The sequence below is a fragment of the Microcoleus sp. D3_18_C2 genome, assembly GCF_036702395.1.
GTDB lineage: Bacteria > Cyanobacteriota > Cyanobacteriia > Cyanobacteriales > Microcoleaceae > Microcoleus.
Genome location: NZ_JAUBTG010000010.1, coordinates 56,374 through 69,267 on the forward strand (window position 1 = coordinate 56,374; position 12,894 = coordinate 69,267).

Here is a 12,894-nt window from a genome sequence, read left to right on the forward strand (position 1 = left end):
GCTAAATCCTATGGCCCTTGCATCGCCTCGCAGAGGTACAATAGGACGATCGCATTCCCCAACTCCCACCGTGATAGAGCGCTACACTTTGCCCGAAATGGGCAACATCTGGACTGAAACCGCCAAACTGAAAAGCTGGCTGCAAGTAGAAATCGCTGTCTGCGAAGCTCAAGCCGAACTCGGCTACATCCCCGCCGCCGCAGTCGAAGAAATCAAAGCTAAGGCTAATTTTGACCCGAAACGAGTCCTCGAAATAGAAGCCGAAGTCCGCCACGACATGATCGCCTTCTTGACAAATGTCAACGAATATGTAGGCGATGCCGGCCGCTACATTCACCTCGGCTTAACCAGTTCCGATGTGCTCGATACCGCTTTGGCGCTGCAATTAGTCGCTAGCGTCAATATCTTGTTAGAACGTGTCGAAGAATTGAGTCAAGCTATTCGCTATCAGGCTCAACAGCATCGCAATACCGTGATGGTTGGCCGATCGCACGGAATTCACGCCGAACCCATCACCTTTGGCTTTAAACTAGCAGGATGGCTGGCAGAAGTCTTTCGCAACCGCGACCGATTAGTGAATTTGCAATCGTCCATAGCAGTCGGCAAAATCTCCGGCGCAGTCGGAACCTATGCTAATATCGATCCGCGAATTGAAGCGATCGCCTGTCAAAACCTCGGACTCGAACCCGATACCGCATCGACTCAAGTCATTTCGCGCGATCGACACGCCGAATACGTCCAAACCTTAGCACTCTTAGCAGCATCGATCGAGCGTTTTGCAGTAGAAATCCGCAACCTGCAACGCACCGATGTTCTCGAAGTCGAAGAATTCTTTTCCAAAGGGCAAAAAGGCTCATCCGCCATGCCTCACAAACGCAACCCGATTCGATCGGAAAGACTCACAGGAATGGCGAGAATCGTCCGCGCCAACGCCGTCGCAGCCTTAGAAAACGTAGCGCTTTGGCACGAACGAGACATCTCTCACAGTTCCGTAGAACGGATGATTTTGCCCGACAGTTCTACAGTAACTCACTTCATGTTAGTAGAAACCACAGACTTAGTAAAACACCTGCTAGTCTATCCCGAAAACATGAAGCAAAACATGAACCTTTACGGCGGAGTCATCTTCAGCCAGCGGGTGATGTTAGCTTTAGTAGAAAAAGGCACGAGTCGCGAAGACGCCTACAAAATTGTGCAATCTTGTGCTCACGAAGCCTGGAACAAACCGGGCGGCAATTTCTACAATTTAATTGCTAAGGACGATCGGGTAACAGCTAAGATGACCACCAAAGAGATTGATGATTGTTTCGATCCGCAGTATCAATTGAGGCACTTAGATTTAGTGTATCAGCGCTTGGGAATTTGAGGAGAATTAACAATTAAAAATGACTCAGAGAGAAAAGAGAGCGAGCGTTCTCGCGCTTGTTTCACAGTCCGCCGGGGGTTAAAACCCCCGTCTCATAGCTAAAGTCGGTTAAAACCGACTGAAAGACTCATAAAATAAAAGTTTTAGAGAAATATTTCAGTCCTCTTCAGAGGACTTTAGCTATGAGACAGGGGTTTCAACCCCTGTCGGTCTGGCGGGATGACAGACAACACGAAAAGCGCGAAAATTCCCCAAAATATCCAATGTAAAAACTCTATTAAATATCCACTTAACACAGCTATGAAATTAAACCGATTTACAAAATATTTAATTGTATTCGCTCTAATATTACTATCTACAACCACACTGAATTATACAACATTTGTCCGCGCCCAGGAGCCACCACAAGTGCAAATTACCCAACCAGAACCAAACCCAGTAGTACCAGAAAGCATTTTCATGAGTCAACTTCCCCCTGGGGCGCGACTGGTTGACATCCGCACCGTAAATCCCAACATTCGCCTCGATATCCGGTACGCCACTACTAACAATTTCTTGAAACGGAAACTTTACCCTATATCGAAATGCGCCTTGAGAAGTTCTGTTGCTCAAAAGTTAGGGCTAGTTCAAACTGATTTGGAAAAAATCGGATTGGGTTTGAAAGTTTACGATTGCTACAGGCCTTTCTCTGTCACTAAGCAAATGTGGCAAGCTTGGCCAGATCCGCGCTATGTTGCTAATCCTGCTAGGGGTTCGCGGCACAATCGCGGTGCTGCTATTGATTTGACTTTAGTCGATCGCACCGGCAAAGAATTAGAAATGCCTACACCTTACGATGATTTTACCGAAAAAGCTCACGGAGATTATCAAGGCGGCAGCGCAGAATCTCGGAAAAATCGTCAAGTGCTTAAGGATGCGATGAAAAAACACGGATTTATGGGTATCACAACCGAATGGTGGCACTTTGATTCGGAGGATTGGCAGAAGTTTGCAATTCTTGATATATCCCTTGGGGCGATTCCTTAATTTTAGGACTTATGCACTCCGACAAAGAAACCGGGTTTTTTCGCGAATCTGTGCGCCACAACGCGTCTTCTCGTAAAAACCCGGTTTCTGACCACCCGTGCGTAATTATCATTCTATAAACCTGCATATTTATCGCAATTTTACCGAAAATTCGTATTCGTATCCCCGGAAATTCGAGTCTAATTGTAATGTGTAATTGCCTGTTACTGGCACTTTTCCCGTCCACTCTGTTTCATTGCCTTCATAAGGATTTCCTGCTAATAGTTGGCCACGAGGAGTTATAATTTGCGGAAAAACATCTTTCCGATTCCTAACAGTCATTGTTTGACCTTTTCGGGCGCGAATCCGGTAAGAGTGAGTGCCGCCGCCGATAATTCGACCTTTAACAATTGCCTCATCTCCTCCCGGCCGAAAATTAATCTGCTGGTTGACGTTAGAACAACTGCTTTCGGTGCGGTTTTTGGCAATCCAACCGGGCGGATCTGTAATTCGCAGCCAACCGTTTTGTTCTTCGGCGACTGAAACAAAGGTATTATTTTTAAGTTTTCCTACTATTTGGCTGCCCCTTACTTGCGGGATCGATCGCACATTTAGCGGTGGATTCGGATCGCTGACTACAGCTTGGCTGATTTTGCAACCCGAATTTGGCGGTGTGACAACTACGGGCTCAACTTTTCGTGGAGGGACTCCTGCAACTAGCGAGGATTCAAGTGCTGGTGTTTTTGCCGGTTGGGGCTGGGATTTCGGAGATTCTGCCGCCTGGGTTTGTGCTTGCAGAGGTTCTGGTTGCCGAGATTCAGGGTTTTTCGTCGGCCCTGCAATCTGGTTTCTGGTGGATGCGGGCGATTCTGCAAGGGGAGGATTGGATTGTTTCATCGCACCCGACTGTATAGTTGCAACGGCCACTCCCACCGCTGTTGCCACTCCTGCTAAGCTTACTGTGATGATTTGACGCTTCGTAAATGACATAAAAAACCCTCTCTGTATCTATACTAATAATTTTTGTTTGGGAGTTGGGGCGATCGCCAGTTAATTTATAGTGGAAATACCTAGTGCCGACCACAGGGTCATTCGATTTTAGATTTTAGATTTTGGATTTTGGATTGACTTGCGCCAGATAAATTCGGGGGACGCAAGGATTTTAGATTTTCGATTTGGGATTGATTCCACGGATAAATCACGTGGCGGGTACCAGCTTTGAAATTCGCTTGTCAGGATTTTTAGATAAAATTTCAGATCCATAATTGTCGCAATAATTTGAGTCAATATATACTGGACGCCTATACTGATGGTAATCTTGCTCTGGGTTATTTGCGCGCAAATTTGCGAAAGTAAGCGTTCAGCGCGAGGTACATAAAATGTCAAAATTGATTCCTCTGAGATTACAACCGCCTCGCGATCGATTGTTGGAGGAGGTGAAGCAGGAAGTCCAAGCAGGCCTCGCGCAGTCTTTGCACGCTGCTGTGCTGGCTAACCTCAGTCAAGACTCGTCGCCTGTTGGTGTTAACCGCTGTTGGGATGTGGAAGTGAAAGCGGGGAACCGTCCGAGTTTTCGGCTTCCTCCCAAAGCCAGCATTGCCAAAGTGTTCGATCGCACCGGTGGCAAATTGGTAATTTTGGGAGCGACGGGTGCAGGCAAAACTACGACGCTGCTAGAATTAGCTCGCGTGTTAATTTCCCGCGCCCAAAAAGATGCTAGTTTTCCAGTACCAGTGCTGTTTGAACTCGGATCGTGGAAAGCAGAATCCGGGGCGATCGCAGATTGGTTAATTGCTCAACTTCAGTTCAAATACGGCATCTCTCCTGCTGTCGGCAAAAAATGGCTTGCCGAACAAAAATTGCTGCCTCTCTTAGATGGCTTGGACGAAGTGGAAACCCACCGCCAAAATAGCTGCATTCAAGCAATCAATCAGTTTGTGGAAAGCCAATTCAAACCCAAACATTTAGTAGCTTGCAGCAGTTTTGATGCTTACAAAAACTGCGAAAGTCGATTTCGCCTGCAAGCAGCGGTTTTATTGAAACCTTTAACAGAAACTAAAATCCAAAATTATCTGCTAGAAGCCAGAAGTCGAGAACTTTGGTACAGCATTGAGCATGAGCCGGAGTTGTTGAAATTGGCAAAAGTTCCCTTGCTTTTGAGCATGATGGCTTTGGCTTACGACGATATTTTAATTGAAGCTTGGAAGCGCATAACTTCGGCCGAAGAACAGCGCAAATATCTCTTAACTGCCTATATTCGCCACCAAATCACCGGGCAAGTCAAGCAGTATCCCAGAGGTAAGGAACTGCGGCCCGAACAAATTCGCTACTGGCTGGGATGGCTGGCGAGAAGGATGGAAGAGCAAGGAATTCAAGAATTTTACCTCGATCGCATACCGTCTAGCTGGCTGCAAACAGAGGAGCAGCGGCGCAAGTATCAGCTTGGAGTTAAGCTGCTTGGCGGGCTGATTTGGGTGATTTTGGGATTAATTGCCAGCTTAGTCTCCGGGTCGATTTGGGGATTGATTGCGGGTGCTGTTGCTGCGGTAATTAGTGCTTTGTTGCCGGGAATTCCGGGGATTGAAAGTTTTATATTGCGCCTGGTTCTGTGGTCTAACGGCTACATTCCTTGGGATTACAGGCGTTTTCTCGATGCTGCGGGCGATCGCTTGTTGCTGCAAAAAACGGGCGATCGGCGCTATCGATTTATTCACGATTTGTTGCAAAAACATTTTTCGGAAATTAGTCATTAGTCATTAGTTATTCGTTAGTTGTTATATGGAGTTGGCAAATGAATGAGCAATTAAGTAAGCCTCGCTCAAAACAACCCAATATCCAGAACCCCTACTTCTAGAGGAAGTCTGGGATCTAAGAGAAGGTTAGTGGTATTTTTGCCATCTGAAATAGCTGTTTAGCAGTAAATTCTAATCCATCAAAAAGTGGATCTGTTAATAGGGTATCTCCCATATAAGTCTGCGGTGCTGCATCGGGGTAAAAAACTGTAATGCTTCTAGCCTTACTATCTACTACCCAAACCCGCAATACCTTAGCATCTAAATAATCTCTCGCTTTAGCAGCTAACTGACCGAAAGTTTGTTCGGGTGAAATAATTTCTATGACTAATTCTGGGGCTACAGGACAGGCTTCATCTTGATTCCAGTCAGGAGATAAGCGTTGGTAAGAAACATATAAAAGATCGGGTACTGGCACCCAGTTTCGCCCCTGTCTGGTTAATCTTACCGCCCATTCTACACCAATTTCTCCCCGTTCCTCACCCCACTGTTCGAGGAGTTTTATTAGGCTTCGGGTGAGGCGAGAATGAAATTTTTTAGGTGACATCTTCGGTACTGCTTGCTCGTCAATAAGTTCGTAGGTAATATCGCCTTCTCCTTCGGGAAGAGCGAAAAACTCTTCCAGAGTTAGTTGAGTTTTTGTCTGGATCATAATATTCCTCTGCTGTGGGCAGGCAAGTTAGTATTATTCTAACTTAAATATTCATTGACATAATACAAATGTTATGATAAAGATTGGCAAAATCTCAGGTTTTAACTGCCGAATTTGCGATCGACTCCTAGATCGACACCCCCGAAAGGTTAAGATTCTAATCTGACCCTCCTGCAATCATTGCTTCACCTCCTATGGCAGAAACCTTATTGTTCAACGCCCTCCGCGAGGCGTTAGACGAAGAAATGGCCCGCGACTCCTCCGTATTCGTACTCGGCGAAGACGTAGGTCAATACGGCGGTTCCTACAAAGTCACCAAAGACCTCTACAACAAATACGGCGAACTTAGAGTGCTCGACACCCCGATCGCCGAAAATAGCTTTACGGGTATGGCAGTAGGCGCAGCAATGACGGGATTGCGGCCGGTCATCGAAGGCATGAACATGGGCTTTTTGCTGCTGGCCTTCAACCAAATTTCCAACAACGCCGGAATGCTGCGCTACACATCGGGCGGCAACTTCAAAATGCCAATGGTAATTCGTGGGCCCGGGGGCGTGGGCCGGCAACTCGGCGCCGAACACTCCCAGCGGTTAGAAGCATATTTCCAAGCAGTACCGGGTTTGAAAATAGTCGCCTGTTCGACTCCCTACAACGCCAAAGGACTCTTAAAATCAGCCATCCGCGACGATAACCCCGTTCTGTTTTTCGAGCACGTTCTTCTTTACAACCTCAAAGAAAATTTGCCAGAAACAGAATATTTAGTGCCGCTGGACAAAGCAGAAATTGTGCGATCGGGCAAAGATGTCACAATCGTGACATATTCGAGGATGCGACACCACGTCATGCAAGCCGTGCCCGCCCTGGTAAAAGAAGGTTACGATCCAGAAGTAATCGACCTAATTTCTCTCAAACCCTTGGACATGGAGACCATCGGCGCATCCATTCGCAAAACTCACAAAGTAATTATTGTAGAGGAGTGCATGAAAACAGGAGGCATCGGTGCCGAACTAATTGCCTCAATCAGCGATCGATTTTTTGACGAACTCGACGCACCAGTTTTGCGCCTGTCTTCACAAGATATTCCCACACCTTACAACGGCAATTTGGAAAGACTGACAATTGTCCAGCCCAATCAAATTGTCGAAGCCGTCCAAAAAATGGTAGCTTTGCGAGTATAAATAGTCATCAGTCATTAGCCATTAGTCATTAGTTATCACTCTTTTGTTGTTCGCTAAAACTAACGATATCCAGCAGGACATTGATGCTAAAAAACGGATGCACCGATTGATTATTTCTTGCACCTAACTACTGACTAATGACCAATGACTAATGACTAATGACTAATGACTAATAATTAAATATGCAAAAACAACGTTCCCTATTAGCCCTAATTTTTGTTCTAATCATCGCCGCCATTACTGTAATAGTAACAATTCCGACGCGGCTGGGATTAGACTTGCAAGGAGGGTCGCAACTCACAATTCAAGTAAAAACTACCCCCACAATTCCCAAAATTGACCAGGGAATGTTAGAAGCAGTGCGGCGGATTGTCGAAAACCGGGTCAACGGTTTGGGTGTTTCCGAAGCATTAGTCCAAACAGTAGGAGAAGACCAAATTCTCGTGCAGTTGCCAGGAGTAAATGACCCGCAGCAAGCAGAACGAGTTTTGGGCGGTACGGCCAAGCTAGAATTTCTGGAACAACTGCCCGGAACAGAAGCACAATTGGGCATTGAAAGGCAGTTGCAGCAGGAATTGCTGGTCAAACAAGCAGAACTGAAAATTAGCCCGAATGAGGCAGCTATTAAAGAAAATCAGGCTGCTTTGACAAGAAGCAATGAGGCGATCGCCAAACTCTTCAAAAGCAGCGGCCTCGGCGGCGAAAACCTCAAAGACGCTCAACCTCAACCCTTGGCTTCTGGGAACAACTGGAACGTTGCTCTTGTTTTCGATACCAAAGGAGGCGAACTATTTGCCCAACTCACTAAAAATTTAGCAGGCACCGGACGCAGTATCGGTATTTTCCTAGACGATAGAATGATCAGTTCTCCAGTCGTCGGCGTTGAATTTGCCCAAACAGGAATTACTGGTGGAAGTGCCGTAATTCAAGGCAACTTTACAACCCAAGAAGCCAACGATTTGGCAGTGCAACTGCGGGGCGGCGCTTTGCCGGTACCAGTCGAAATTGTAGAAAACCGTACTGTCGGCGCTACCTTGGGTAGAGACAGCATTCAAAGCAGTATTAACGCAGGTATCGGCGGCTTGATTTTAGTCTTGATTTTCATGGTTGCCTACTATCGACTCCCTGGCGTAATTGCCAATATTGCGCTGTTAATTTATGCTCTGTTAACTTGGGCAGCTTTCGTGCTTTTGGGAGTGACATTAACGCTGCCGGGAATTGCTGGTTTTGTGCTCAGCATCGGGATGGCTGTGGATGCTAACGTGCTGATTTTTGAGCGCACCCGCGAAGAGTTGCGGGCGGGGAAATCGCTTTATCGATCGGTCGAATCGGGTTTTTACCGCGCTTTTTCCAGCATTTTAGACGGCAACGTCACAACAGTTATTGCTTGTGTTGCTTTGTTCTGGTTGGGCGCTGGTTTAGTTAAAGGGTTTGCTGTAACTCTGGCATTGGGCGTATTAGTGAGTATGTTTACTGCGCTCACTTGCAGCCGCACTCTGCTGTTCGTAGTATTGAGCTTTCCAGCCCTGCGGAAACCTCAGTTGTTCTGTCCCGATTTGTCGAAAACTGCTAATAGTTAACTGTTGACTGTTGACTGTTGACTTCTTCCTTCCTTCTTACATCCGTTACATTCGTTAAGGTGAGGCGCATCTACATTTGACAATCAAATTCGAGCAAATTCTTGTGGGGTGGGCGTCCCGCCCGCCCAAAAATACAATTTAGATGCGTAACAGCTTACACAATCCGTTGCCGAACTTCCCTCTTCCTTCAAATTATGAAATTCAGTGTAATCAAATATCGATCGCTCTGGTGGAGTATTTCCGCCGCTATAATCCTCGCAGGTATAGTGTCGATGGCGATTTCTTGGACTCGTCCCGACATCCGCGCACCCCTGCGCCCCAGTTTAGATTTTATTGGTGGCACTCGGCTGCAATTTGAACTAGACTGCACGAAACCGGAAAATTGTAAACCCATCGATCTTGCTGCTGTCCGTGAAGTCCTGGACACCCAAGGTTTAGCGGGCAGTAGCATTCAAGTTATCGGCCAAGAACAGCAGGGTTTGTCGCTGCGAACAAAAACTTTAGATGTCGAACAGCGGACTAATTTGCAAACAGCTTTGAGCGAAAAGATAGGCGCTTTTGCTCCTCAATCTACTCAAATTGATACGGTTGGGCCTACCCTCGGCAAACAGTTATTTACTTCTGGTTTGCTGGCTTTGTTGGTTTCTTTTGCTGGAATTACTGCTTATCTGACATTCCGCTTTCAGTTGGATTATGCCTTTTTTGCTTTTGTGGCTGTGTTTCACGACGTGTTGGTCACGCTTGGTGTTTTCTCGTTTTTGGGTTTAGTTCAAGGACTGGAAGTTGACAGTTTATTTGTGGTCGCGCTCTTGACACTTATCGGTTTTTCTGTTAACGATACTGTGGTAATTTACGATCGCGTGCGCGAAGTAATCAAGCTAAATCCGGGTCGGTCGATCGATCAAATTGTCGATGATGCTGTCATGCAGACGCTGGGAAGGTCAATTAACACAACGTTTACCACGCTGCTGACATTGTTTTCAATCTTTTTGTTTGGTGGCGAAACCCTCAAATACTTTGCTTTAGCTTTGATTGTCGGTTTTATTGCTGGTTCGTATTCCAGTATTTTCGTTGCCAGTACGCTGCTAGCTTGGTGGCGCAGTCGCACCGGTCACTCCATCCCCGTCCCCGCAGAAGGAATCAACCAGTCCGAGGAAGTTTAATTGACTGTTAACAGTTAACTGTTGACGGTTAACTGTTGACGGTTAACTGTTGACTGACTAATAATAAATCATCAAATAACCAATAACCAATGACAAATGACAAATGACAAATAACAAATGACTACTGACCAAACTTTTGAAATTGAAGTCCAAAGGCTTCACAAACTAACAGTTTACGGCCGCTGGTTAACGGTGATATTGCTGTGGATTAGCGTCGGTTCTTTGAGCATTTGGGGTTTGCGCCGCGAAATCGCTTTGTGGTTAGAACACTTCACTTGGGTCGCAGTGCGCTATGGTTTATCTTTTCATCGCTGGCCCACTCTCGGTTTAGGTTTGTGCTTGGGGATGACTTTGGGAGTGCTAACTTGGCAAAGTCGCAATATGGTGCGAGGATTGCCCCTGCGGGAAAAACAGGGTTTGGAACAACAAGTTCGCCGCATTCGCCAACAGGGGCCGAGTCATCCTTTGTGGAAGTGGGTTTGCAAAGGTTCGCGGTAGCTGACGGGCTTTATTCTTTAGTCCTAGACGCACTCCAACCTAAGAAACCGGGTTTTTTACCGAATCTGCGCGCTGCAAGCAAATATGAGGGTGAAAAACCCGGTTTCTGACCACCTTTGAGTAGATGCTAATTATTTTAAATCCGTTAAATCCCGTACATTGCTCGTTGCCGAACTTCCTTCTGTTGTATCACGCAAAGCGAGGCAAAATCTGTGCGAGGGAAGACTGTTGAAGCGGAATTTCGATCGCAAATTCGGCTCCTTTTCCCGGTTCCGAAAAGCACTTCAATGCGCCGCCATGTTGGTTGACAACAATTTCATAGCTAATCGACAGTCCCAAACCCGTTCCTTGGCCGACCGGCTTAGTAGTAAAGAAAGGGTCAAACAACCGCTTCCGAACATCTTCTGTCATCCCCGGGCCGTTGTCAGAAATTTTAATTATTACCTTTTTTTTATCAATTAACTCGGTGCGAATCAGAATCGTAGGAATCAGGCGGGTAGACTTAGAAACTGATGATTGAGTCTTTGTACTAGACTGATTTTTTTCGCCTAATTGCGACTTATTTGCGTTTTTTTTATCGACATTTTCGTATGTATTAGACTCAACCAGAGCGTAAACTGCATTAAGTAAAATATTCATAAATACCTGATTGAGTTGTCCGGGATAGCACTGCACCAGTGGCAAGTCGCTGTATTCTTTGTGAATTTCTATCGCCTCCTGCCCCGGTTTTCCTTTAAGCTGGCTTTGCAAAAGCATAATCGTATTGTTGATACCGTCGTGAATGTTGACTTGCTTCATTTCAGCTTCGTCTAATCTGCAAAAATTCCGCAGCGACAAAACGATGTCGCGCACTCTTTCTGCACCTTGCTGCATAGAATTTAAGACTCTGGGCAAGTCTTCTAGCAAATAATCTAGTTCTATTTTTTCCGCTTCCGCTGCAATTTCCGGTATGAATGCGGGACACTGCTGCCTGTAGATTTCGAGCATCTGCATTAAAGCTTGCGTGTACTCTTTAGCGTGGTGCAAATTGCTGTAGATAAAGCCGATGGGATTGTTGATTTCGTGAGCTACTCCTGCTACTAACTGCCCCAAAGAAGACATTTTTTCTGTTTGAATTAGTTGAGTTTGAGTGCGCTGAAGTTCCAGCAGGGCAAGTTCGAGCTGTTGGGCTTGATGTCTCAATTGTGCTTGCGACTCGCGCATCGCCACGGTTGATAACTCGTGAATTTGCAACTGAGAAAGCAGCAGTTGGTGTACGTCTAAAAGTTTGTAAGTTTCCGGTTCTACTTGTACTACAATTGGTTCGTGGATTAGTTCGGGCGATCGCTCCAAAGACTGCCGCACTGCTGTCATAATTGAGGTGTCGCGATCGAGAACCAACATATCAGTTTTAGTAAAGCGGTAGAGTATGAACAAAGGCTGTTGAGAAAATAACTCCAAGCTGTAGGGGCGGCTCATGTGTTCAAAATAACGCCGCCGCGAAATCATCCCTATAAACTTTCCTTGCTGAGTGATGATGATGCCCGGAACTAAAGGGTTTGCTTGAAAAATTTTAGCAACTTCGTCTCCCGGACACTCAGATTCTAGGAGAAAGTCGTACAGGGTTAATTCCTGTAGAGTCGATCGCAAACCAAGCGACGATTTTAGGGGACTCAACCCGTCAGTTTCATACACTGCTCCCTCCTTTGGTAATTGGCAGTTGTGGTTTGCTGCTGGAGTATTGCCTACTATTTAGAAGGCTTTTTCAACTCTTTTTATAGCTTAGTCATCAACTTTCCTCTGCTCCCTCGAATCCAGTTAATTCAGCAGGATTTTTTTCCTTAAATCGTGCTGGTGTCACCAGAAATGATATTGCAGGTTAGATTGATTTAACAGCAGACACCCCTTTGAAACCTGACTATGTATTGAATTTTATATATCCAAGATTTTACTAATCCGAATATAACAGTCATAACTATTTTTAATGTTTGATGACATTAAATTGGTTCAGATGGATAGACATCTGCGACCTGTGGCAGTACATTTCGTATTGCCCCTTGCGTAAAATTATATTACAATAAGACAAGAATAGCGACAAATCAGCAGCCGATCGCCCGATTTGAAAATTCAGGCAAAACAGGTTTCCGGCAATTGCCAAGAAATGTCAATTGTCAGTTTTTTTGCACAAATGCCGATCGCACTCAACCCGAAGATTGTATTGTAGGTAGTCTCAGAGCCAAGGACAGCCGATGGCGAGCAATTTGTCAAGTTCGGCAGCTTATACTTTAGCCGCATCGAGACTCCAAAGCTTCACCAACGAAATTTTTCCCGGCAGATGCTAAAGTTGTGCGATCGCAGCTAAAACTCACATTCGACACATCCGCTTGATGTGCCTTAAAATTTTCCAGAAAAGTACCATCGGGTTCCCAACTTGAGATTCAAACTTTGTCGCTGGCAAATCGGACACGGAGAATCAAGAGGAAGCAGAAGCAAATAATTCTATTTTACCTTTCCGTTTCCCCAAATTCAACTTCAATGTGAACAAGTTGGTTTAGTTGCGGTAATATTTCGATCATTATTACTTCTCCTCCCCCTTGATTTTAGGCAATTCTCATTAGAAACTCTAAGATGTTGATTTGAGGAACCTCGGGGGGTCGGGTTTGATGTGGCGATCGCACTGA

The 12,894-nt window shown here is 45.7% G+C and carries 11 protein-coding genes; 7 read left to right on the top strand and 4 right to left on the bottom strand.

What is annotated here, in order from left to right; translation table 11 throughout:
• Positions 1–70 precede the first annotated feature (70 nt).
• Both purB and QUA88_RS09170 read left to right on the top strand, forming a co-directional pair.
• Positions 71–1,366 (top strand): adenylosuccinate lyase, encoded by a 1,296-nt coding sequence (gene purB, locus QUA88_RS09165; protein ID WP_333054557.1) that lies wholly within the window; start codon positions 71–73, stop codon positions 1,364–1,366.
• Between the two features lie 300 nt (positions 1,367–1,666).
• On the top strand, positions 1,667–2,392 hold the full coding sequence (locus QUA88_RS09170; RefSeq protein WP_333054492.1) for a M15 family metallopeptidase: 726 nt from the start codon (positions 1,667–1,669) through the stop codon (positions 2,390–2,392).
• 129 nt (positions 2,393–2,521) lie between these two features.
• Here QUA88_RS09170 and QUA88_RS09175 read toward each other — a convergent pair whose 3' ends face one another.
• Positions 2,522–3,361 carry an SH3 domain-containing protein gene (locus QUA88_RS09175; protein WP_333271332.1) on the bottom strand — a complete coding sequence of 280 codons (840 nt, stop codon included), beginning with the start codon at positions 3,359–3,361 and terminating at the stop codon, positions 2,522–2,524.
• A gap of 389 nt (positions 3,362–3,750) precedes the next feature.
• Between QUA88_RS09175 and QUA88_RS09180 the strand changes: the two genes are divergently transcribed.
• Positions 3,751–5,124 (top strand): NACHT domain-containing protein, encoded by a 1,374-nt coding sequence (locus QUA88_RS09180; protein ID WP_333271335.1) that lies wholly within the window; start codon positions 3,751–3,753, stop codon positions 5,122–5,124.
• Between the two features lie 115 nt (positions 5,125–5,239).
• On the opposite strand, the gene QUA88_RS09185 is transcribed toward QUA88_RS09180, so the two are convergent.
• Positions 5,240–5,815 carry a Uma2 family endonuclease gene (locus QUA88_RS09185; protein WP_333054495.1) on the bottom strand — a complete coding sequence of 192 codons (576 nt, stop codon included), beginning with the start codon at positions 5,813–5,815 and terminating at the stop codon, positions 5,240–5,242.
• A 194-nt stretch (positions 5,816–6,009) separates the two neighbouring features.
• Here QUA88_RS09185 and QUA88_RS09190 point away from each other — a divergent pair, with 194 nt between their 5' ends.
• The 4 genes from QUA88_RS09190 (at position 6,010) to QUA88_RS09205 (ending at position 10,234) form a co-directional block, all read left to right on the top strand.
• Positions 6,010–6,993 carry an alpha-ketoacid dehydrogenase subunit beta gene (locus QUA88_RS09190; protein WP_333054496.1) on the top strand — a complete coding sequence of 328 codons (984 nt, stop codon included), beginning with the start codon at positions 6,010–6,012 and terminating at the stop codon, positions 6,991–6,993.
• A 182-nt stretch (positions 6,994–7,175) separates the two neighbouring features.
• The gene (gene secD / locus QUA88_RS09195; protein WP_333054497.1) at positions 7,176–8,573 is read left to right on the top strand and encodes a protein translocase subunit SecD; all 1,398 of its coding nucleotides are present in this window, start codon (positions 7,176–7,178) and stop codon (positions 8,571–8,573) included.
• Positions 8,574–8,767: 194 nt separating this feature from the next.
• Positions 8,768–9,736 (top strand): protein translocase subunit SecF, encoded by a 969-nt coding sequence (gene secF / locus QUA88_RS09200; protein WP_333271340.1) that lies wholly within the window; start codon positions 8,768–8,770, stop codon positions 9,734–9,736.
• 117 nt (positions 9,737–9,853) lie between these two features.
• On the top strand, positions 9,854–10,234 hold the full coding sequence (locus QUA88_RS09205; protein WP_333210197.1) for a hypothetical protein: 381 nt from the start codon (positions 9,854–9,856) through the stop codon (positions 10,232–10,234).
• Positions 10,235–10,423: 189 nt separating this feature from the next.
• Here the strand turns inward: QUA88_RS09205 and QUA88_RS09210 are convergent, their stop codons facing one another.
• Positions 10,424–11,908: an ATP-binding protein gene (locus tag QUA88_RS09210; protein ID WP_333054500.1), complete on the bottom strand. Its 1,485-nt coding sequence runs from the start codon at positions 11,906–11,908 to the stop codon at positions 10,424–10,426.
• Positions 11,909–12,340: 432 nt separating this feature from the next.
• A complete protein-coding gene (locus QUA88_RS09215) occupies positions 12,341–12,508 on the bottom strand; it encodes a hypothetical protein (protein WP_333054501.1) in 168 nt (55 codons plus the stop codon).
• Between the last annotated feature and the right edge of the window lie 386 nt (positions 12,509–12,894).